The following is a 20,253-nucleotide window of genomic DNA, read 5'->3' as shown; positions in this document are numbered from 1 at the left end:
TCACCACTCCAGACATGTCAGCTCGCTGTACAGGTAGTCGACCCGGTCCGGGTCGAGGGCGTCGCTGCGCACCATCTTCGGCCGCGACCGCGACAGCCGGTAGGAACCGCTCGGTGCCCCGCCCGCGACCCGGTGCTCGATCAGGGTCGCCGCGGCGCCGTGCTGGGTGAACAGGTGCGCGGCCAGCCGCGGCGCGTGCCGCCGGAGCAGCTCGGGGTTGCTCGCGTAGAGGACCGAGGCGAAGGCGCGTACGCCCTTGCGGGTGTCCTTGCGGGCCACGACGTAGCAGTGCTCGGAGCCCGTGCTCAGCACCACGTGCCGGGCCGCCGCCGCGGCACGGTGGTCGGCATAGAGGTCCCGCTCCTCGCCCTGCAGGACCGAGTCCAGCACGTCGGGACGGCTGCTCACCCGCACCCCGCGCCGCCTCGGCAGCGCGCCCGGCGAGACGGCCGGCACCAGCGAGGTGGTCGTGTCCAGGTCGGTGAACTTGAGCTTCCGGTTGAGCGCGATCACGTTGCCCGAGGGCGAGAAGTCGGTGAACTCGTAGCCCGGCTGCTTGAGCAGCGTGGTCAGCAGCCGCAGGCCCTGGTGGCGGTGGCTGTCGAGGACGCACCAGGCGCCCAGGTTGCAGACCTGGAGGGTCTCCGCACCCATCTTCCGTTCGGAGTAGTAGGCGAGGTAGGCCCCGACCACCCGCTCCGCCTCGGCGAGGAAGAAGCCGTGGTTGGGCTGGGGTACGTCCCACGGCACCCGCAGCGCCTGGGTCCACTCCAGCTCCTGGACCCGAGGGTTCAGCTGCTCGTGCAGGAACGCCGAGACGGCGGGAAGGTCCTCGGCGGTGATCGGGGAGAGCACGGCCTTCATGCGCTCGCCACCCACTCCGGCCCCCGCGGGGCGCTCATCCGGCGGCGGCTGACCAGGGTGAGCACGGCACGCCGGGAGGTCTTCTTCCCCAGCAGCGCCCGGCTGCACTCGCGGGCCAGCACCATCAGCCAGTACGCCGCCCCCTGGACCCGTCCGCGGCGGACCGTGAAGAGCCGCACCCGGTTGGCGACCAGCAGCGCCCACAGGCCCGGTGAGGTGGTGGACTCGCCGCCGAGGTGCACGGCGCGGGCCGCGGGGACGTACCGGACCCGGAAGCCGCGGTCACGGGCCCGCAGATGGAACTCGGTCTCCTCGGAGTAGAGGAAGTAGGACTCGTCCCACGGGCCGCACGTGCGCCAGCACTCGGCGCTGATCAGCTGGGTCGACCCCTCGGCCCAGTCGGTGTCCTGGGCGCGCTCGTACTCCGCCGGGTCGGCCACGACCTCCCCGGCCCAGCGGACCCGTCCGGCGCGGTTGGCGCCCACGACGGCATCGGCGAAGGCCCGCAGCAGGCTCGGGGCGCCGCGCATCGACTCGATCAGCCGCCCCTCGGCGTCGACCAGCCGGGGCACGGCCACGCCGACCCGCGGCACCGCGAGCTCGCGCGCGAGCGCAGCGACGCAGTCCGGCTCCAGGCGTACGTCCGGGTTGAGCACGAGCACCGCGTCGACGTCGGGATCCGCGGCGAAGGCAGCCGCGACCCCCGCGTTGATCCCGGCGGCGTAGCCGCCGTTGCGACCGGTCTCGACGACGATCGCGTCCGGCGCCAGGCGGCGCGCGGTCGCGACGGTCTCGTCGGCGGAGTCGTTGTCGGCGACCACCAACCGCCACCCGAGACCGGCGAGCCCACCCGGTAGAGAGCCGACGAGATCGGCCAGCAGGTGAGCGCTGTTGTAGGTCACCACCACGACGGCGATGGTTCGGATCGGGAGCGACACAGCACGAGTCTCAGCCGCGTCCGCCCCCGTCGGACCCGCCTCCCGACCGCAGATCCCCCGTATGAGGTAGGCCTTCGCAAAGGTCGCTCGGACGCGGCCTCCGGATCCCTAGCGTGAGGAACATGCCCGCCCACGTGACCAACATCTGCTTCCACGGTATCGGCGAGCCCGAGCGCGAGCTGGAGCCGGGCGAAGACCGCTACTGGATCAGCCAGGACGCCTACGAGGACATCCTCGATGCCGTCGCCGGCCGCCCCGAGGTGCGGATCAGCTTCGACGACGGCAACCACTCCGACGTCGCGATCGGGCTTCCGGGCCTGCAGGCACGCGGCCTGAGCGCGACCTTCTTCGTGCTCGCGGCACGGCTGGGCAGTCCGGGGAGCGTCGACCGCCTCGACGTCCGCCTCCTCCGGGTGGCGGGGATGCGGATCGGCACCCACGGCATGGACCACGTCAGCTGGCGCGGACTCGACGCCGCCGGCGTACGCCGTGAGCTGATCCAGGCCCGGGAGCAGATCACCATGGCCGCCGGCGAGGCGGTGGAGGAGGCGGCGCTCCCGCTCGGCCGCTACGACCGCGCCACGCTGCGCCACCTGCGCCGCCTGGGCTATGAGCACGTCTACACCAGCGACCGTGCTCACGCCGTGGCCGGAGCCTGGCTGCAGCCGAGGTTCAGCATCACCGCGGACGACGACGGGGCCAGCGTACGCAGCCAGATCCTGAACGGGCAGGGCATCGCCCGGCGGATGGAACGCCAGGCCGCGGGCCTCGTCAAGCGGCTGCGCTGAGCGTCACGGCGCCAGGACGGTCACGAGGCCAGGACGGTCCGGATCAGGACGCGGTCGAACTTGCCGTTCGGCGAGCGCGGTAGCTCGGGGTGCACGTCGATGGTCGAGGGCACCATGTAGGGCGGCATCGCGCGACGCAGCGCGGTCAGCAGCCGGTCGACCTCGATCCCCTCTCCCGCGGGAGGCGTCACCAGCAGCACGATCCGCTGCCCGAGCCGCTCGTCGGGCAGGCCGAGCGCCACCGCGTCGCGGACCAGGCCGGTGTCGTAGGCGACCTCCTCGATCTCGGTCGGGCTGACCCGGTAGCCGGAGGTCTTGATCATGTCGTCCAGACGCCCGACGAAGTAGAGGAAGCCCTCCTCGTCGGCCACGACCCGGTCCCCCGACCACACGCACAGCTCGGGCGTACGCCACGAGGCCTGCTCCCGCGGCAGCGGCCGGAACCGTTCCGCGGTCCGCATCGGATCGCCCCAGTAGCCCTGGGCCACCAGCGCGCCGCGATGGACCAGCTCGCCCTCCTCGCCGGGATCGCACGGCGTGCCGTCCGGACGTACGACCAGAACCTCGGCGTTGGGGATGGCCTTGCCGATGGAGTCGGGCCGGCGGTCGACCTCGGCCGGGTCGAGATAGGTGGAGCGGAACGACTCGGTCAACCCGTACATCAGGAACGGCTGCGCCGTCGGGAAGTGCTCGCGGAGCCGTTGCAGCGTGGCCCGCGGCATCCGCCCACCGGTGTTCGCGAAGTAGCGCAGCCGGGCTCGCGCCTCAGGCGGCCACTCGACGCCGGCCAGCTGCAGCCACAGCGGAGGTACGCAGGTCAGTCCCGTCACGCCGTACTCGGCGCACAGCGCGGGCACCTCGCCGGGCAGCAGGTAGTTCATCAGCACCACGTGCGCTCCGGCCGCGAAGGCGGTGGTGATCTGGCTGAGGCCGGCATCGAAGCTGAGCGGGAGCACCGAGAGGATGACGTCCTCGGGCCCGTTGCCGAGATAGCTGCTGACGCTCTCGGCGCCGGCCACCAGGTTGCGGTGGCTCAGGACCACGCCCTTCGGCTTTCCGGTGCTGCCCGAGGTGTAGAGGATCGCGGCCAGGTCCTGGTCGATGACCTCGCCGTCGGGTGCGGGAGCCTTGCTCGGGAACACCTCGGACCAGGCGTGCACCTCGACGTCGAGCTCGGTCTCGGCGACTGCAGACCCGACCAGGACGACGTGCTCGAGGGCCTCGCACCCCTTCAGCTCCTGCCGGAGCAGCAGCAGCCGCTCTCGTGAGGTGATGAGGACCTTCACCGAGCAGTCGTCGAGGATGTGCGCGACCTGGCCACCCTTGAGCAGCGGGTTGACCGGCACGAAGACCCCACCCGCGGCGGTGGTCCCGAAGATCGAGGCGACCGTCTCGGGTCGCTTCTCCAGGAAGATCGCGCAGCGGTCCCCGCGAGTCAGGCCGAGGTCGCCGAGCCCGGCGGCGATCGCGCAGGCCGAGGCCCAGACCTCGGCGTAGCTCAGCGTGAGGCCCTTGTACGTGAGCGCCGGAGCGTCAGGGCGGGCCTCCGCGTGCTCACGCAGCAGCGAGTGCAGCACCGTCCTCATCGCGTCCGCACCGCGATCATCGACTTGGTCAGACCCAGGACCCTCTCCCGGAGAATCTCGGAGTCGGGGAAGTAGGAGCGCATCTCCGTCATCCCGACCAGCTCGGTCCACTGCACGTCGGCCATCGCCTCGGCCCGTGACGCGGGCAGCGTGTGGACCAGCGGCCAGCGCTCGGCGACCCAGGCCCTCAGCGCCATCGGGAGGAACTGCATCCCGGGGAAGAGCCAGTGCGGCTCGATCGGGAAGTACCGGTAGGGCGTCTGGACCCAGTGCCGCGGCGCGGCCTGCCGGATCTGCTCGGCCAGCCTGGACCGCTGCGCATGGCCCCCGACGTGCTCGAGCAGGGAGTTGGAGAACACCAGGTCGTACGCCACCGGCGCGCCGGCCTCCTCCAGGGCCCGACGTGCGTCGCAGGCATCGCCCGTGACCGGCGTCAGCCAGCTCTCCTGGGATACGCCGGGCTCGGTCAGGTTGAGCACGACGACGTGCCCGGGGCGTACGGGTGCACGGAGCCAGGACTCGGCCGTGCCGCCGACGTCGAGGACCTTCATGTCGGCGATGTCGGGAAAGAGCGTCGTGAACCTCTCCCAGCGGCGGAGCCGGAGCGTGGCGCCCAGTGACGCGGGAGAGTCCACCAGTCGGGAACGGAGCTCGAAGTTCACCCGACAATCGTCCACGGCAACCCGTCCGGAGGACCCGGCCCGGGAAGCTCCTATCCCTCGTATCAGGTAGGCGCCGAGAAGGACCTCGCGCCGGCCCTCCGCCGGAGATACCGATTCTGGAGGATGCCCGAGCCGCCGGCATCTGTGCAGGGTCGGATATTGCAACGGTGCTGCCTACATCGGAACGGTGCAACCACATGCAGACCTCGGTACGTAGAACCTCTGGACCCGCGCGCTCCCGAGGCTCTGCCCGAAGACCCTTCATCCTGATCGGCAGCATCCTGATCACGATCGTCGCCATCGCCGCCTGGGTGGTCTGGCCGATCTCGCAGAGCCGCGCCGAGGCGGTCAGCCTGCTCCCCGACGACGCGGTCCCCGCGGTCGTGACCGACCCGGACCGTCGTCCGGTCGAGCTGGGGCTGCGGTTCCGGGTGACCGAGCCCGTGGAAGCGGTCGCGGTCCAGTTCTACAAGAGCTCGGCGAACACCGGGCCGCACACCGGCACCCTGTGGAGCGGGAAGGGGCGTGAGCTCGCCCGGGCGAAGTTCGCCGACCGACCCCGGCGCGGCCTCCAGGTGGCGGATCTCGACCGCACGGTGATCCTCCGCCCCGGCAGGGACTACGTCGTCTCCTACACCGCACCCCAGGGCCGCTACTCCACCGACCAGAGCTTCTTCACCGAGCCGGTCTCCCGGGGGCCGATCACGGCCGGGGTCAACGCCGGCGTCTACTCCTACCGGCCCGGGTCCTTCCCGACCCAGACCTTCGGGGCCAACAGCTACACCGTCGACATCGTGGTGCGCCCGACCGGCTCCAGCCAGTCCTCCTCCTCATCGCCGTCGTCGTCACCGTCATCGGCGTCCTCGTCCCCGACGCGATCGTCCGAAGCGTCCCCGAGCCCGTCGCCGACCTCGACGCCCTCGACGACCGACCCGGCGACGCCGACCGCGCCGCCGCCGACCTCGGCCTCACCGGAGGCCACCACGGTCCCGTCGTCGCCGACCGCGATCCCTGACGGGTTCCCGAGCTCGGCGACCACCGGGGTGCCCGCCGGCGTACGGCTGACGCCCTACACGGGCCCGTGCACCATCACCACCGCCGGCACCGTGATCGACGCCAAGATCGTGAGCTGCACGCTGAACGTGCGCGCGGCCGATGTCACGATCCGCAACTCGGTGATCAACGGGACCGTGTACAACGACGAGGCGTCCAACGGGCTGGGGTTCACGATCGTCGACAGCGAGGTCCGGATCGGCAACCGCGGCGGGACGGGCATCGGCAACGTCGGCTTCACCGCGCTGCGGGTCGAGGTCACCGGCGGCAACCGCTCGATCAACTGCTGGCGCGACTGCACCGTCCGCGACTCGTACGTGCACGGGCAGTTCACCGACCTGAGCGGCGTCGCCCACGAGTCCGGGATCCGGATGGGGTCCGGCGGTGTCATCAGCCACAACACGATCACCTGCGACGCGCCTGACGTCCCTCCCGACGCCGGGTGCTCGGCGGGCCTGACCGGTTACGGCGACTTCGCCACCGTCGAGGACAACCTCATCGAGCGCAACCTGTTCCTGGTGACGACCGGCGGCACCTGTGCCTACGGCGGCTCGTCGTCGGGCAAGGCGTACGGCGGCACCAACCACATCCGCTTCATCGACAACGTCTTCCAGCGCACCGCGGCGCGCCCGAACTGCGGCTACTGGTTCCCGATCGCCTCCTTCGACTCCTCAGCGCCCGGCAACGTCTGGCGGGGCAACGTGTGGTCCGACGGCGGCGTCGTGAATCCCGGGTGAGGGCTCCGGCGGTCGCTGCCGGACGAGCCGGTACAGGGCACCGGAGAGACCGACGACCAGGATGAAGCAGCCCGAGGACTGCGGGAACGCGAAGAGGTCGTAGAAGGCCATCGCGGTCGCGCCGGCGAGGATCGCGGCGAGCAGCCCCTGGGCGAGCTCGCGGTCGAAGTCGGTGGTCGCGGCCTCCCGGGCGCTGCGTGTGGTGAAGGCGGCGACCAGGATGACGGCCAGCAGCGCGGCCATGCCGATCAGCCCGGTCTCGATGGTGTGGCCGAGATACTGGTTGTCCAGGATCCAGTACTGCGGCAGGAACGTCCCGGGCCCCCGGCCCAGCCACGGGTCGCGGGCGATGAACTGGAAGGCCACGCCGTAGGAGTCCGTGCGGGAGGCCACGCTGGCGTCGTCGCCGGCACCGACGAACAGCCCGGTGATGATGCCGAGCATCCCCGGCACCAGGAGATACACCAGGCCCGAGATCGCGGCCCCGCAGCCGAGCGCGATCAGGCGCATCCGCCAGGTCCAGCGGAGGGCGAGGACGATGATCGCGACGGCGGTGCAGAGGATGGCCGAGCGCGAGATCACCATGAAGATCGTGATCGCGACGACGACCAGGATCGCTCGGTAGAGCCAGCGCCGGGTGGGCGCGTGCAGCGCGTAGACGATCACCAGCGGCAGCACCGTCGAGAGGATGACGCCGTACTCGATGGGGTGCGTGGAGGTCCCGCTCAGGCGTGGCATGCCGCTGCGCTCGTACAGGCCGATCTCGATGCCCCGCGCGGAGAGCCCGGGGATGCTGATCCGGTCCACCAGCGCCTCTCGGGTCACGAACTGGGCCAGGCCCAGCACGGCGACCAGCCCGATCCCGATCACCAGCCGGCGGGCCACCGCGTGCAGCCGGTCGAGGGAGGAGATCCCTTCGGAGGCCACCATCGCCAGTCCGGCCAGCCCGATCATCTTGAGCAGCCCGCTGTCGGCGGGCGTCAGCTCGTTGCCGGGCATGGGGCCGGACATCGCCAGCACGTAGGAGGCCATCACGGTCAGGAGGAGACCGAGGACCGCGAACCGCAGCGGCTGGAACCCGAGGTCGATCCGGTAGAAGCGCTGGACGTGGTACCAGACCCACCACAGGAACGCGCCGATCGCGACGATCGTCGCCGGCGCACCCGCCGTGCCCAGCGCCGGCACGACCAGCACCGAGCGGATGGAGAGCAGGACGACGAGGTAGGCGGTCAGGATGGTGGCGGCATCGACGGAGCGGCGCACCTCCACCCTCGGCTCAGCGAGGCTCCGTGCGCCGGTGCGGCGTGCGGCCGGCATCGTCGCTCACCCGCGCTGTGCGCCGGACGACCGCTCATCGCGCGGCACGACCTGGGCGAACCCGTTCCGGGCGGGCGCCACCCGGCCATGTGGCTCCAGGTGCTCCACGTTGCTGCGCTCGTTGCGGTCCTCACCGAAGGGGCCGGACTCGGGCGGCCCGTCCTCCCGCTCACGTCTGCTGGCGCGGCCCCGCGAGAGGAGCAGCCCGTCCAGCAGCCCGATGCCGAGGAGCCCGCCCACCAGGACGCCGGCACCGCCGACGATCCCGGCGCGGAGCTGGTCCTTGGTGACCTTCTCGGAGGTCTCGTCGATGGTGAGCTTCTGGATGGAGATGTACTCGCGACGCTTGATCCCCAGGTCGGACTGGAGGCCGACGAGCACCCCGGGCGCGGCGTCGAACAGGTCGTTCAGCGCACCGATCGTGTCCTCGTCGCTGGCACCGGTCACCTCGACCACGACGATCGGCCCGCTCACGGCCATGTCGGCGTACATCTCGTAGCTCACGTCCGGATGGCTCTTCTCGAGCTCGGCCCGAGCGGTCTTGGACGTCATCGCGCGGATCAGGATGTCGCGGGCCGGGTTGAGTCCGCCCAGGGAGAGGTAGGGGTTGCCCTCGATCTTCTCGCCTGCTCGGGTGGTGCCGTCGGGCGGGAAGAGGAGCAGGGTGCCCTGAGCCGTGTAGGAGGGACCCACCCGCCCCATCATCACCACGACGGCGACGACGGTCAGCCCCAGCGTGACGATCACGAGATACCAGCGGCGCGCCAAGGCCCCCCACACCGCGCTGAGTTCCATGTGTTCCGGTCGCTTTCGCTAGACAGTGGCTGAAGGCATCCCCGTGCCCGGGCACAGCCATCGTCAGGTTCTGCGGCGTGCTCCGCGCCGCACCCACCTCGTCATACCCAAGACGAGGTACCGACCGGACCGATCGTGGTCCCCCGCCGGTGGTCGCGCACAGGGTGAGGGTTGTGACAGCCCTCGAACTCGTCGGCCTGCTGCTGCGCAGGTGGTACGTCGTGGTGGCCTGCACACTGCTGACGCTGGGCGGCGCCGTGGTGCTGCTCGACCGGCCACCGGTCTACTTCACCCAGTTCGAGGTGGTGCTGCTCCCGCCGAAGGAGTCCGTGAACCCGAACACGCTCCGCGAGGACCCCTATGGGATGGTCCCGATGGCGGGCCTGCTGGTGGAGGAGTACAACCAGGGCCGTCACCCGCTCAACATGAGCACCACCGAGACGACCCTCTACGGCGAGGGCCTCGAGCGGGGCGAGCGGGTCCGGATGCGCAACGTCGGCAACCAGTGGCTCCCGATCTACAACAACCCGGTGATCGACGTGCAGGTCGTGAACACCGACGCGGATCGCGTCGAGGAGGAGGCTGCCCGGATCGGCCGGGACCTCGACGGCATCCTCCAACGGCGACAGGACGAGCTGGGGGTCCGCAAGGCGTCGCGGATGTCCACCGAGATGGCTCCGGAGGACGTGGTCGTCCAGGAGATCAGCGGCAGCCGGGCGCGAACGGCAGGAGGGCTCGCGCTGCTGGGCGGATCGCTCACCGTGGTCGCGGTGATCTGGGTCGAGCGGCTCTCCCGCGCTCGCGACGCGCGCCGGACGCAGGCCCGCGAGCAGACCGGCCCGACCGCCGGCCGGCCCGACCGGGAGCTCATCTCGCAGCGGTGACCCCGACGTGGCGCGCCGCGTCGGAGGCGAGGTCGAGGTTGAGCAGGAACGCCACCGTCCCGGGCCCCGGGTGGTGCCTGCCCGCGAGGACGTCGTCGAGCCAGCTCGGCTCGACGACCTCGCTCTCCGCGAGAGCGGCGACCGCCTCCGGGTGAGCGCGCCAGTAGGTCAGCACGGCGTCGGCCAGGATCTCGCCACCCACCGGCGGCCGACCGCGTCCCCGCACCCGCTGGCCGAGCTTGCGACCGGCCTTGGCCACCGTCGTCGCGCCCCGTCGCCAGGAGCTGCGCCATCCGGGGGTGACGTAGGTCGCCGGCGAGGGGCGCCCCTCGAGCGGCAGCCGGGCGAGGTCGGCGTCCAGCTCCACCTGGAGCCGGGCGAGGAACCGGGAGCCCGCCTTGTCCTCGGGCGCGAGCGCCCGGACGGTCGCGATCCAGCGGTCGTCCAGCATCGGGTTGACGATCCGCCGGCAGGCACTCACCGGCGACTCGGTCGCCCCTGCCCAGTGCTGCATCCGCTGGCCGAGGTAGAGCTCGTCCGTCGCCTCGAACCAGGAGCGCCCACCCTCGGCGAGGGCAGCCAGGACCTCGGTATGGGCGACCTCGCGCGCCCGCTCCCGGAACGACGGACGGAGCGCCGAGGACTCCACGGCCTCGTTGACGAACATCCGCCAGTCGGCCAGACGCCGCGCCCGTGCCTCGGTGACCGGGCCGTCGCCGTCGCGGCCGAGGTAGTAGAACCCGCGGGCCACCTCGCCGCCGAGGCCGGAGATCCGCGGGCCCGGCATCGCCCGGGCCTCGGCGTAGTCCAGGGCCGCCCAGGCCAGCGGGTCCGCGCCGAGCTCGATCGCGCCGGCGGCAGCCACGCACCGTGCGTACGCCTCCTCGGGCTCGAGCGCGTCGAGGCCGTCCACGTCGATGATCTCGTGTCTCATCCCGTAGCGCTGCGCCAGCCCGGCGGCGATCCTCACGTCAGGAGAGTCCGGTCGCCCGAGGGTCACCACGCGTAGCCCGCGACGGCGCCGCGGCTCGATCGCGGAGAGCAGCAGCCGTGAGTCCTGCCCGCCCGTGAGCTGGAGGATCGCGTCGGGGTGATCGTCGAGGTAGGCGGCCAGGTAGCCGCGGAGCATGCTGCTCATCGACTCGACCGCGTCGGCGAGGCCGACCCGCTCCCTGTCGGCGTCCTCGGTGAAGGTGTCCATGCGGAGGCGGCCGTCCTGGATCTCGACCAGCCGGCCCGCGGGCACCTTCGTCACCGACTCGAACAGGCTGCGCCCGCGCAACTGCCACCCGAGCAGGCTCTGCACGGCGAGACCGTCGTGGTCCAGCGACGTCGGCGCCAGTCCCGCCAGCACCCGCGCCGACGTCGAGACCGCCGCCCAGCCGGGACCGACCCGGTAGTAGAGATGGCGGAACCCGAGCGCGTCGGTGGTGGCGGTGACGGTGTTCCCGGCGCACTGCACGGCACCGAAGGTCGGCAGCATCTCCGCGAGCGCCTTCCGGTCTCCGAGGGAGATCATCCGAGCCACGTCCTCGGGTTCGACCACCAGGTTCCGTCGCCTCAGCTCGCGCGTGAGAACCAGCGTGCGGCCCTCGACCAGCGGATCGTCCACACCCCAGGTGGCCGTCTGCAGCCCCGACCGGGTGCCGTCGCAGGCCGCCTCCGGCGCGACGGCCGTGACCGCCGCGGCCAGGGCCGGCGGGAACCGGCCGGCGGCGGCCGAGACCGCCGCGAAACCCGGGGGTGAGGACGTCATGGAAGAACCCTAGGAAGGGCTCGAGGCGGCGCCGGCGCCGTCGGCGATGCGTACCCAATCCACGGGAGCGCCGCCCCTGGCGGTGTGCTCGATGATCCTGCGGACGCCCGCGCGCGTGTGGGCCCAGTTGTCGGTGCGAACGCTCCCGGCGGCGGCCGCCGCCCGGGCCGGGATGTCGCTCGCCTCGACGGCCGTGGAGAGGGCATCGGCGATGCCTCCCGGTGTCGCGGGGGCCCAGCCGACCTGCGGGTTGTCGAGGTCCGCACGCGCATCGGGCGAGGAGTTCACCACCGGCACACAGCCCGCCGCGAGCATCTCCTCGGCGACCAGCGAGATGTTGGTGAACGACATCGCCAGGCCGGCGATGCAGCTGTTGTAGAGCGCGTTCAGCCCCTCCGGGGTGAGGCGGCCGTGATGCACCACCGGGATCCCGAGGTCGGGCACGGGCGAGCCGTAGACGTGGATGGGCTGGTCCGGGTGCCGCCGGTGGAACTCGGCGAGCGCGAGGGTGCCGAGCAGATAGCCACGTCGCGCCAGGCCCGGCTTGGCGTAGAAGACGACGCCGGAGCGCTGGGCCCGGTTGTGCAGCTTGTAGACGGAGGTGTCGCACGAGAACGGCACCAGCTCCGAGGAGACCCCCAGGTCCTCGCGCAGCCGGCGGTGCACCATCTCCCCCAGCGCGATGTTGGAGAACCCGAACCGGTAGGTGTCGGCGGCCAGCTCGTACTCCGACCCGTGCGGCGAGAACAACGGCTCGTAGTCCTGGATGAAGTAGAGCCGGTGCAGGGGCCTCGTGGGCCGGACGGCGAGCACGTGGGCCGACTCCCACCCGGTCGCCACACAGGCGTCCAGGCCGTCGAAGCCGTCGTCGACGGAGCGCACCTCGGCCCGGATCTGCGGCCAGGAGGAGCGGACGACCGCCTCCTGCGCCGCGGCCGAGCCGTGGTGCCGGTCGTAGAGCAGCACGACGCAGCGGTGGCCGGCCTGCTCCAGCGCCTCCACCATCCGGAACATCGTGGTGTGACCACCCGAGCCGGCCGCCGGCGGCGTGGTGAGCCAGCCGACCACCAGGGGGCGTCCACCCGGCACCGGCGCCACCGGACCCAGCTGCAGGCGCGTGGAGTCGGCGATGTCCTCGGGCAGCAGGCCGAAGTCGAGCGTGTGCGCGTCGAGCTGCCGATAGGCCCGCCGTACGACCCGGCGGACCACTCCGCGTGGTCCTTCGCGTCTGAGCTTCCCGGCGATGCCGCCGAGGCCGCCGCTCATCGGGTCCCCTCCGTAGCGCAAGCGCCAGAGTACGGACGCGACCCGATGAAAGATCCATTGTTCGCTCGCTGACGCTCGCTCATGGCCGCACCGCCCTGCCGAGGGTCTCCGCGACGATCTCCTGCTGCTCTGCGGTGATGCCCGGGAACATCGGCAGCGAGAGGATCTCCTGGGCGAGCGCCTCCGCGACCGGGAACGAGCCGGGTCCGTGTCCCAGCCAGGAGAACGCGGGCCACAGGTGCACGGGCGCCGGGTAGTGGATGCCGGCGCCGACCCCGGCCTCCAGGAGCTCGCGCAGCACTCGGTCGCGGTCGGCGACCCGGGCGACGTAGAGGTGCCAGACGTGCTGGTTGCCGGGCAGGACCCGCGGCAGGACCACCCCGGGCAGGTCGGCGAGCAGCGTGGCATACCGCTGCGCGGCCTCGTCACGCTCCGCGTTCCAGCCCTTGAGGCGCTCGAGCTTGAGCGAGAGGACCGCCGCCTGGACCGAGTCCAGACGGGAGTTGGTGCCCACGTCGAGGTGCTCGTACTTCGCGACCCCGCCGTGGTTGCGCAGGGCCCGGACCCGGTCGGCGATCTCCGCGGACCCGGTGGTCACCGCTCCCGCGTCCCCGTAAGCGCCGAGGTTCTTGCCCGGGTAGAAGCTCGTCGCGGCGACGGTGCCGAAGGACCCCGCCGGCCGGCCGTTCCGGCTGGCTCCCTGTGACTGGGCCGCATCCTCCAGGAGGAGTACGTCATCCCCCACCGCATCGCGGAGGTGCTCGAAGGGCGCCACCTGTCCGTACAGGTCCACCCCGATGACCGCGCGGGTGCGGCTGGTGACCCGGCGGGCGACGTCGACGGGATCGATCAGGAAGTCCTCGTCGCAGTCCGCGAGCACCAGCTCGGCTCCGACGATGGCGACCGCCTCGGCCGTGGCGACGAAGGTGTTGGCGGGCACGATCACCTCGTCCCCTGCCCCGATGCCCGCACCGCGCAGGGCGAGCACGAGCGCGTCGGTGCCGTTGCCGACGCCGACGCAGTGCTCGACGCCTGCGAACTCGGCGTACTCCTCCTCGAAGCGCCGCACCTGCGGTCCGAGCACGAACTCGCCGCTCGCGCAGATCTCGGCGAACGCGCTCACCGCCTCGTCGTTGACGGCCTCGTTCTGGGGCCGCAGGTCGACGAAGGGCACGCTCGGGCGTGGGTTCGCGGTCATGACGGGGTTCCTTCCGGGAGAGCGGCCGGCTCGAGCCGGCGAAGCTGGGTGAATCGAGCGCGCCACCACCGCAGCAGCGGCAGTGCGTAGAGGACGAGGACGAGGACGGTGACGCCGAGCAGCGTGAGGACCCGGTTGCTCCCGAGGCCGGCGAGCCAGCCGCAGACGATGGCCGCCGGGACGGCCGCGAGGAGCGGGACCGCCGCCTGTCGCAGGAGGTCTCCGGGCCGGACCCCGACCGTGGCGAGCGCCCGCAGGTAGAGCGGCACCACCACGACCGCGACGACCGCGACATGGGTCCAGCCGGCGCCGGCCAGACCCCAGCGGGAGACACCGACGATCATCGCCGGCACCATCGCCACGACCCACGCGACCTGCACGACGAGGACGGCCCGGGTCTCCCCCGCGGCGACGAGGAAGGTGGCCACCAGGTCGAGCACGACCCGGACACCCCCGAACACCGCGAGCCCGGTGAGCGCAGCGGCCGCGGGCTCCCAGCGCTCGCCGTAGACCAGGGTGACCAGCGGGACGGCCGCGGCGGCCAGGCCGAGCGAGGCCAGGGTGGCCACGGCGAGCAGGGGTGCGATGCAGAGCACCAGGCCACGGTTGCGGACCTGCACCGTGGACGCCTGGGAGAACGCAGGCAGCGCGACCACCCTGACCGCAGCCCCCAGAGCGCTCATCGGCCAGGAGGAGATGTTGAAGGCGAGCACGTAGAGCCCGAGCTGCTCGGGGCCGAGGGCGCGGGAGACGATGAGGTTGTCGATGCTCAGCAGCAGCCAGGAGAGCAGGTTGGCCGCGGCCAGCGGCAGACAGAACGCGAGCGAGTCCCGGGCCAGAGCAGGGTCGAACCCCAGTCGCGGCACGGTGCGGGTGACGAGGAACAGGCCCACCGCGATCACGCTCTGGCAGGCGATCTGGCCGTAGGCGAGCGCCTCGGCGCCCATGCCACCCAGGATCAGCCCGAGCGCGACCACCACCGAGGCCAGCAGCCCGAGCCCGTTGATCCCGAACAGGGCACCTTGACGGTAGGCCCTGGTCAGCCGCGCGGAGGGAACGATCGTGAAACCGAAGACCGCGATGCTCACCGCCATCAGCCTGATCACGTCGGTCGACTCCGGGCTGTCGAAGGCGATCGCGATCGGCTCCGCGGCCAGGGCCATCGTCGCGCCGAGGGCGAGGCTCACACCGAGGCCGATGCTCGCCACCGTCGGCGCCCGAGGCTCCATGTCGGGCGCGCGGACCAGGTCGGCGCCGAGCCCGAGATCGGCCAGGGTGCTGAGGATCGTCCAGACCGTCAGCGCGACCGCGTACACCCCGAACTCGGCCGGTGCGACCAGCCGGGCGACCAGGATGCCGAACAGCACGCTGCCCACCCGCATCGCGATGGTGCCGCCCAGGCCCCAGCCCAGGCCACGGCTCACGCGCGCGGCCACCGTGCCCTGAGAGGTCGTCGTGGTCATGTGCCGTACCTGCGCTCGAACCGCCACCGGAGGTGGTGCCGGACCTTCGCAGTCGCGCGGCTCCACGGCGCCGGAGCGGACAGTCGGCCCTCGGTGGCCTCGGCCCGGGCGCGGGCCCAGGCCCTGGTTCCCCGGACGGCGGGGTCGGTCTCGGCGGCGAAGTCGAGGTAGTCGAGGAGCGTCCCCGCGTCGCCGTGCGCGCTCTCCCGGCCACGGCGCAGGGCCTCCCGGGCGAGGGCACGCATCGCGTACGTCCTCAGCCTCTGGACGTCGGCGACGTCCGGGGCGCGCTCCTCGAAGAGGATGTCGAAGGTGCGCCGGCGCTCGCGCAGGTCGGTGAGCCAGCCGGCGTACTCGGTCAGGTGCATGTTGGCGTCGTGCACGCGGTAGGCCGCCTGGATCGGTCCGTCCACCCGGCCGACGTCCCAGTGCACCGCGGTGCGCAGCCACATGTCGAAGTCGCCCGAGTGGGGCAGCCGAGGGTCGTACCCTTCGGTCTGCTCCAACGCCTCACGGCGCATGACCGCCTCGGGGCTGACCAGGAAGCAGCGGCCCTGCCGGGCGGCCGTGCCGAGCCAGTCCCGTCCCGACCAGACCGACCAGCTCCGGGTCCTCGTCGGTCCGATCGGGAGGTCGTCGGTGAACGAGCGGGCGTACCCGTAGACCAGGCCGACCCCGGGGTGGTGCTCCATCAGGGCGGCGGCACGGGTGAGTGCGTCGGGCATCAGCACGTCGTCCGCGGAGACGAGGGTGACATAGTCTCCGCGCACCCGGGAGAGCCCGTCGTTGTACGTCTGGATGTGCCCGGCGTTCCGTTCGTGGACGAGCACCTCGACGCGCGGATCCGCCGCGGCCAGCGCACGTGCGACCTCGGCGCTGCCGTCGGGGGATGCGTCGTCGACGATCAGCACATCGACGTCGACGCCGTCCTGGGCGAGGGCACCCGCGACCGCCTGGGGCAGGTAGTGCCCGTAGTTGTAACAGGGGATCACGACACTGACCGAGGGTCGCGTCCGCAGCGGTCGCGGACGGTGGAAGCGGCGCATCAGACCGGCACCCGGACCGGGCGGGCGGGGACCCCGGCCCATGTCGCGCCTGCGGGGAGGTCCTCGAGGAGCACGGCCCCCATGCCGAGGACGGCGTCGGCCCCCACGGTGACGCGCTGGCGCACCGAGGAGCTCATCCCGAGATAGGCGCCCTCGCCGACGACCACCTCCCCGCCCAGGACGACGCCCGCGCACAGCGTGGCGAAGTCCGCGACGATGTCGTCGTGGGTGAGGACCGCGTTGGGCATGACCACGACGTGCTGGCCGACCGAGACCTGCGAGGTCAGCCTGACGCCGGCGAGCAGGACGCTGCCGGGCCCCACCTCGCACCCCTCGGCGACCGAGGCATCGGGGTGGATGACGGTCGCGAACCGCTCCGGGGTGACCCCGTAGTCGAGCAGCCGCTCCAGGAGCCTGCGGCGCACCCGGCCCGCTCCGGTGCACACGACCAGGTCCGCGCCGCAGTCGGAGACCAGCTCGACGGGACCGATGACCTTGGCGCCGCCGACGACGGTCCCCCACCGCTCGCGGTCGTCGTCGACCGCGACGATCTGGTCGTAGCCGCTCGCGGCGGCGGCCACCTCCCCCGCCAACCCGCTGGCAGCGACGAGAACGAGCGTGGTCATCGGCGTGCTCCCCCCTGTCGGAGTACGCCGATGACCCGCGCCTGCTCCGAGTCCGACATCTGGTGGAAGAGCGGCAGGATGAGCGTGGTGTCGGTGAGATGCTCGGTGGCCGGCAGCTCGACCGCCTCCGAGGCGTACGCAGGCTGCCGGTGTGCGGCCATGATCCCGCGACGCGCGGAGATCCCGGCCTCGGCCAGGACGCTCAGCAGCCCCTCGCGGTCCGTCCCGTACGCAGGCGAGATCTCGACCCAGAACGACTGGAAGTTGCTCGTGCCCCAGGCCGGGTCGGCCACGGCACGCAGCCCGTCGATCTCGAGGATCGCCTTCGCGTAGGACGCGGCCAGCTCGCGGCGCCGGGTCACGATCTCGTTCAGCCGGTCGAGCTGCACGATGCCCACCGCGGCCTGCAGGTCGGTCATCCGGAAGTTGAACCCGACCTCGTCGTAGGACTCCGGCGGGGAGACGAGGCTCGCGTGCCGGTCGGCGGCCGAGACGCTCATCGCGTGCTCGCGCAGCGTGCGCGCCCGCGCGGCCAGGTCACCCCGCGAGGTGGTGAGCATCCCGCCCTCGCCGGTGGTGAGGAGCTTGCGCGGGTGGAAGGACCAGACCGCGATCTCGGCACCGGCGCCGACGGGGCGGCCGCGGTAGGTCGAGCCCGCCCCGCACGCCGCGTCCTCGACGACCACGATGTCGAGCGGGTCGCAGACCTCCCGGATCGCCTCCAGGTCGACCGGCACCCCGCCCTGGTCGACCACGATCACCGCGGTCGTCCACGGTGTGAGGGCGGCCCGGACCGTCTCGGCGGTGAGGTTCCCCGTCAGCGGCGAGACGTCGGCGAAGACCGGCCGGGCCCCGACGTAGGTGGGGGCGTTGGCGGTCGCGATGAACGAGAACGACGGGACGACGACGTCGTCCCCGGGGTTCACCCCTGCCACGACCAGCGCCAGGTGGAGCGCCGTCGTGCAGCTCGAGGTGGCGACCGCATGGGCGGCCTGCTGGGACTCCGCGAAACGGCGCTCGAACTCGGCCACGCGCGGCCCCTGGGCGACCCAGCCGGAGCGGAGCACCTCGGTGACCGCCGTGACCTCCTCCTCGCCCAGCCACGGCTGCATCACGTTGATGCGACTCACGACACGTCCCCGCGAAGCTCACGCCCGGCCGCGATCTCGGAGCGCAGCGGGGCCCACCACTCGACGAGCTGTCGCAGCCCCTCCTCGAGCCCGATCGTCGGCTCCCAGCCCAGGTCGTCGCGGGCCGCCGAGATCGAGGCGAGCCGGCGGGTGACCCCGTTGACCGCTCGCTCGGGACCGTGCTCGACACCGAGCGAGGAGCCCATCACCCGCAGCAGCGCCTCGGCCAGCTCCAGCAACGAGGTCTCGGTGCCGGAGGCGATGTTGTAGACGCCCTCGTTCACCTCGGAGGCGGCCGCCAGGATGTTGGCGCGGGCGATGTCGGGAACGCAGACGAAGTCCATCGTCTGGCGCCCGTCACCGAAGATCAGCGGCGGCTTGCCGTCCGCGATCCGCTCCATCCAGCGCACGAGCACCTCGGTGTAGGCGCCGTGGACGTCCATCCGGGGCCCGTAGACGTTGAAGTAGCGCAGCCCGACGTAGTCGAGCCCGTGCATCGCCCGGAAGGACCGCACCAACCCCTCGTTGTAGGACTTCGCGGCCCCGTAGAGGGTGTCGTTGTTGTTGTGGTGGTGCCCCTCCGGCGTCGGGAACTCCTCGGCGAGGCCGAAGACGGAGGCCGAGGAGGCATAGACGAGCTTCGAGACACCCGCGGAGACCGCGGCCTCGACGACGTTGAACGTCCCGTCGACCAGCACCTCGTTGGCCAGCCGCGGCTCCTCGGCGCACAGCGTGATTCGGATGGCGGCCTGGTGGAAGACCAGGTCCTTTCCGGCGGTGAGGTCGCCGACCAGGTCACGGTCGCGGATGTCACCCTCGACCAGCGTGACCCGGCCGGAGGCGAGCGCGTCGTCGAGGTTGGCCTTGCGCCCCCGGATCAGGCTGTCGAGCACGTCGACGTGCGCGACACCCGCGTCGAGGAGCTGGTCGACGATGGTGGAGGCGATCGTGCCCGCACCCCCGGTGACCAGGACGTTCGCGCCGTTGAGAGTTGTCATCGGATCAGCTCCAGGGTGGGGGTCAGGGCAGCCACCTCGACGAGGGCGCCACGGGCTCGGAGGCTGGTCTGGGCCGCCTCCAGGACGGAGAGGACACGGAGCCCGGCGGCCCCGTCGGTGCGCGGCGTACGGCCGTCCCGGATCGCACCGGCGAACTCGCCGACCATCCGCGAGAGCGCCTCGTACTCGGGCAGCGCGGGCGCCCAGGTGTCTCCCAGGCGGTAGGAGACGGTCGCGGCGGCGCGGTCGGCGATGTCCACGCTCTGCTGGACCAGGTCGACGCCGCGGTCGAAGACGCTGAGCCGCTGCTGCGGGTTGAGGTCGTCCCAGACCAACGTACGCCGGCTCCCGCCGATCACCATCTGCCTGATCTTGGTGGGGCTGAGCCAGTTGACGTGGACGTGGGCCATCGCCCCGCCCTCCAGCGGCAGGGTGAGATAGCCGACGCACGCCTTGCCGGCTCCCAGCGGGTCGGAGCCCTGGGCGGCCACCCCGGTGGGACGCAGCCCGCCGGGCAGGACGAAGTCGAGGATGGAGAGGTCGTGCGGGGCCAGGTCCCAGAAGACGTCGACGTCGGGCTGCACCAGCCCGAGGTTGATCCGCACCGAGTCGACGAACAGGATCTCGCCGAGCGACCCGTCCTCGACCAGCTCGCGGATCTTCTGCACGACCGGCGTGTAGCAGTAGGTGTGGTCGGCCATCAGCACGAGATCATTGGCGCGCGCGGCCTCGACCATGCTCCGCCCGGACGCCACGTCGTCGGCCAGCGGCTTCTCGACGAGCACGTGCTTCCCGGCCCGCAGCGCCCGCTCCACCAGTCCTCGGTGCGTACGCGCCGGGGTGGCGATCGCGACCGCGTCCACGTCCTCGCGCGCGAGGACCTCGTCGAGGTCGGTCGTGGCCAGCACGTCGGTGCCGCCACCGATCACCTCCCGGGCCCGCGCGAGGTCCAGATCGACCACCGCGACCAGCGCCCAGTCCCGTGCATTCCGGAAGTTGCGGACCAGATTCGGGCCCCAGTATCCGGCCCCGACCACTGCCACGCCGAGCGGTTCCCCATCAGTCATGTCGACCATGGAATCGGCGAGGGGCGAGACTCCGAAGAGCCTCGCCCCACCTATCCCCGCAATTAGGGACTGCCTGTCC

General features: G+C 71.9%; 18 protein-coding genes. 3 read left to right on the top strand and 15 right to left on the bottom strand.

The features are described from left to right. Both ACZ6WN_RS24325 and ACZ6WN_RS24320 read right to left on the bottom strand, forming a co-directional pair. A complete protein-coding gene (locus ACZ6WN_RS24325) occupies positions 1–864 on the bottom strand; it encodes a GNAT family N-acetyltransferase (protein ID WP_465868359.1) in 864 nt (287 codons plus the stop codon). Beyond that, positions 861–1,802, bottom strand: coding sequence for a glycosyltransferase (locus ACZ6WN_RS24320; protein WP_465868357.1), 942 nt, complete (start codon positions 1,800–1,802; stop codon positions 861–863). Before ACZ6WN_RS24320 ends, ACZ6WN_RS24325 begins: the two co-directional genes overlap by 4 nt. Positions 1,803–1,924: 122 nt before the next feature. On the opposite strand from ACZ6WN_RS24320, the gene ACZ6WN_RS24315 reads away from it, so the two are divergent. Then, a complete protein-coding gene (locus tag ACZ6WN_RS24315; protein WP_465868356.1) occupies positions 1,925–2,590 on the top strand; it encodes a polysaccharide deacetylase family protein in 666 nt (221 codons plus the stop codon). Between the two features lie 20 nt (positions 2,591–2,610). On the opposite strand, the gene ACZ6WN_RS24310 is transcribed toward ACZ6WN_RS24315, so the two are convergent. After that, a complete protein-coding gene (locus tag ACZ6WN_RS24310) occupies positions 2,611–4,176 on the bottom strand; it encodes an acyl-CoA ligase (AMP-forming), exosortase A system-associated (RefSeq protein ID WP_465868354.1) in 1,566 nt (521 codons plus the stop codon). Continuing rightward, positions 4,173–4,838: a hypothetical protein gene (locus tag ACZ6WN_RS24305; protein ID WP_465868352.1), complete on the bottom strand. Its 666-nt coding sequence runs from the start codon at positions 4,836–4,838 to the stop codon at positions 4,173–4,175. Before ACZ6WN_RS24305 ends, ACZ6WN_RS24310 begins: the two co-directional genes overlap by 4 nt. A 197-nt stretch (positions 4,839–5,035) precedes the next feature. On the opposite strand from ACZ6WN_RS24305, the gene ACZ6WN_RS24300 reads away from it, so the two are divergent. Beyond that, positions 5,036–6,628: a DUF4082 domain-containing protein gene (locus ACZ6WN_RS24300; protein ID WP_465868350.1), complete on the top strand. Its 1,593-nt coding sequence runs from the start codon at positions 5,036–5,038 to the stop codon at positions 6,626–6,628. Here the strand turns inward: ACZ6WN_RS24300 and ACZ6WN_RS24295 are convergent. Together ACZ6WN_RS24295 and ACZ6WN_RS24290 are read right to left on the bottom strand one after the other, a co-directional pair. Continuing rightward, complete coding sequence (locus ACZ6WN_RS24295) at positions 6,563–7,945, bottom strand: O-antigen ligase family protein (RefSeq protein WP_465868348.1); 1,383 nt, start codon at positions 7,943–7,945, stop codon at positions 6,563–6,565. The genes ACZ6WN_RS24300 and ACZ6WN_RS24295 overlap by 66 nt on opposite strands. A gap of 6 nt (positions 7,946–7,951) precedes the next feature. Continuing rightward, on the bottom strand, positions 7,952–8,740 hold the full coding sequence (locus tag ACZ6WN_RS24290; protein WP_465868346.1) for a hypothetical protein: 789 nt from the start codon (positions 8,738–8,740) through the stop codon (positions 7,952–7,954). 173 nt (positions 8,741–8,913) lie between these two features. Here ACZ6WN_RS24290 and ACZ6WN_RS24285 point away from each other — a divergent pair, with 173 nt between their 5' ends. Then, a complete protein-coding gene (locus ACZ6WN_RS24285; protein ID WP_465868344.1) occupies positions 8,914–9,624 on the top strand; it encodes a hypothetical protein in 711 nt (236 codons plus the stop codon). Here ACZ6WN_RS24285 and ACZ6WN_RS24280 read toward each other — a convergent pair. The 9 genes from ACZ6WN_RS24280 to ACZ6WN_RS24240 all read right to left on the bottom strand — a co-directional run bounded on the left by ACZ6WN_RS24280 (position 9,608) and on the right by ACZ6WN_RS24240 (position 20,174). Further along, on the bottom strand, positions 9,608–11,380 hold the full coding sequence (locus ACZ6WN_RS24280) for a hypothetical protein (RefSeq protein ID WP_465868342.1): 1,773 nt from the start codon (positions 11,378–11,380) through the stop codon (positions 9,608–9,610). The two genes, ACZ6WN_RS24285 and ACZ6WN_RS24280, sit on opposite strands and share 17 nt — an antisense overlap. A gap of 9 nt (positions 11,381–11,389) precedes the next feature. Beyond that, on the bottom strand, positions 11,390–12,646 hold the full coding sequence (locus ACZ6WN_RS24275) for a rhamnosyltransferase WsaF family glycosyltransferase (protein ID WP_465868340.1): 1,257 nt from the start codon (positions 12,644–12,646) through the stop codon (positions 11,390–11,392). 79 nt (positions 12,647–12,725) lie between these two features. Continuing rightward, positions 12,726–13,844 carry a DegT/DnrJ/EryC1/StrS family aminotransferase gene (locus ACZ6WN_RS24270; RefSeq protein WP_465868338.1) on the bottom strand — a complete coding sequence of 373 codons (1,119 nt, stop codon included), beginning with the start codon at positions 13,842–13,844 and terminating at the stop codon, positions 12,726–12,728. Beyond that, positions 13,841–15,307, bottom strand: coding sequence for an oligosaccharide flippase family protein (locus tag ACZ6WN_RS24265; RefSeq protein ID WP_465868336.1), 1,467 nt, complete (start codon positions 15,305–15,307; stop codon positions 13,841–13,843). Before ACZ6WN_RS24265 ends, ACZ6WN_RS24270 begins: the two co-directional genes overlap by 4 nt. Further along, positions 15,304–16,353 (bottom strand): glycosyltransferase family 2 protein, encoded by a 1,050-nt coding sequence (locus ACZ6WN_RS24260; protein WP_465868335.1) that lies wholly within the window; start codon positions 16,351–16,353, stop codon positions 15,304–15,306. The genes ACZ6WN_RS24265 and ACZ6WN_RS24260 overlap by 4 nt, the downstream gene beginning before the upstream one ends. Continuing rightward, complete coding sequence (locus ACZ6WN_RS24255; RefSeq protein WP_465868333.1) at positions 16,353–16,979, bottom strand: NeuD/PglB/VioB family sugar acetyltransferase; 627 nt, start codon at positions 16,977–16,979, stop codon at positions 16,353–16,355. Before ACZ6WN_RS24255 ends, ACZ6WN_RS24260 begins: the two co-directional genes overlap by 1 nt. Then, the gene (locus ACZ6WN_RS24250; RefSeq protein ID WP_465868331.1) at positions 16,976–18,109 is read right to left on the bottom strand and encodes a DegT/DnrJ/EryC1/StrS family aminotransferase; all 1,134 of its coding nucleotides are present in this window, start codon (positions 18,107–18,109) and stop codon (positions 16,976–16,978) included. The genes ACZ6WN_RS24255 and ACZ6WN_RS24250 overlap by 4 nt, the downstream gene beginning before the upstream one ends. After that, entirely contained in the window at positions 18,106–19,107 is a 1,002-nt protein-coding gene (locus ACZ6WN_RS24245; protein ID WP_465868329.1) for an NAD-dependent epimerase/dehydratase family protein, read from the bottom strand. Before ACZ6WN_RS24245 ends, ACZ6WN_RS24250 begins: the two co-directional genes overlap by 4 nt. Then, positions 19,104–20,174: a Gfo/Idh/MocA family protein gene (locus tag ACZ6WN_RS24240; protein WP_465868327.1), complete on the bottom strand. Its 1,071-nt coding sequence runs from the start codon at positions 20,172–20,174 to the stop codon at positions 19,104–19,106. Before ACZ6WN_RS24240 ends, ACZ6WN_RS24245 begins: the two co-directional genes overlap by 4 nt. Between the last annotated feature and the right edge of the window lie 79 nt (positions 20,175–20,253).

This window comes from Nocardioides sp. NPDC054178, from assembly GCF_055585005.1.
The sequence above is the reverse complement of the archived record's forward strand: the minus strand, read 5'-3'. Positions and strand labels throughout refer to the sequence as shown.

Coding starts and splice junctions, on each gene's coding strand:
- ACZ6WN_RS24270 (WP_465868338.1), bottom strand. CDS start 13,844: ATGACCGCGAACCCACGCCCGAGCGTGCCCTTCGTCGACCTGCGGCCC.
- ACZ6WN_RS24290 (WP_465868346.1), bottom strand. CDS start 8,740: ATGGAACTCAGCGCGGTGTGGGGGGCCTTGGCGCGCCGCTGGTATCTC.
- ACZ6WN_RS24300 (WP_465868350.1), top strand. CDS start 5,036: ATGCAGACCTCGGTACGTAGAACCTCTGGACCCGCGCGCTCCCGAGGC.
- ACZ6WN_RS24245 (WP_465868329.1), bottom strand. CDS start 19,107: ATGACAACTCTCAACGGCGCGAACGTCCTGGTCACCGGGGGTGCGGGC.
- ACZ6WN_RS24265 (WP_465868336.1), bottom strand. CDS start 15,307: ATGACCACGACGACCTCTCAGGGCACGGTGGCCGCGCGCGTGAGCCGT.
- ACZ6WN_RS24310 (WP_465868354.1), bottom strand. CDS start 4,176: ATGAGGACGGTGCTGCACTCGCTGCTGCGTGAGCACGCGGAGGCCCGC.
- ACZ6WN_RS24295 (WP_465868348.1), bottom strand. CDS start 7,945: ATGCCGGCCGCACGCCGCACCGGCGCACGGAGCCTCGCTGAGCCGAGG.
- ACZ6WN_RS24280 (WP_465868342.1), bottom strand. CDS start 11,380: ATGACGTCCTCACCCCCGGGTTTCGCGGCGGTCTCGGCCGCCGCCGGC.
- ACZ6WN_RS24240 (WP_465868327.1), bottom strand. CDS start 20,174: ATGACTGATGGGGAACCGCTCGGCGTGGCAGTGGTCGGGGCCGGATAC.
- ACZ6WN_RS24325 (WP_465868359.1), bottom strand. CDS start 864: ATGAAGGCCGTGCTCTCCCCGATCACCGCCGAGGACCTTCCCGCCGTC.
- ACZ6WN_RS24255 (WP_465868333.1), bottom strand. CDS start 16,979: ATGACCACGCTCGTTCTCGTCGCTGCCAGCGGGTTGGCGGGGGAGGTG.
- ACZ6WN_RS24275 (WP_465868340.1), bottom strand. CDS start 12,646: ATGAGCGGCGGCCTCGGCGGCATCGCCGGGAAGCTCAGACGCGAAGGA.
- ACZ6WN_RS24260 (WP_465868335.1), bottom strand. CDS start 16,353: ATGCGCCGCTTCCACCGTCCGCGACCGCTGCGGACGCGACCCTCGGTC.
- ACZ6WN_RS24315 (WP_465868356.1), top strand. CDS start 1,925: ATGCCCGCCCACGTGACCAACATCTGCTTCCACGGTATCGGCGAGCCC.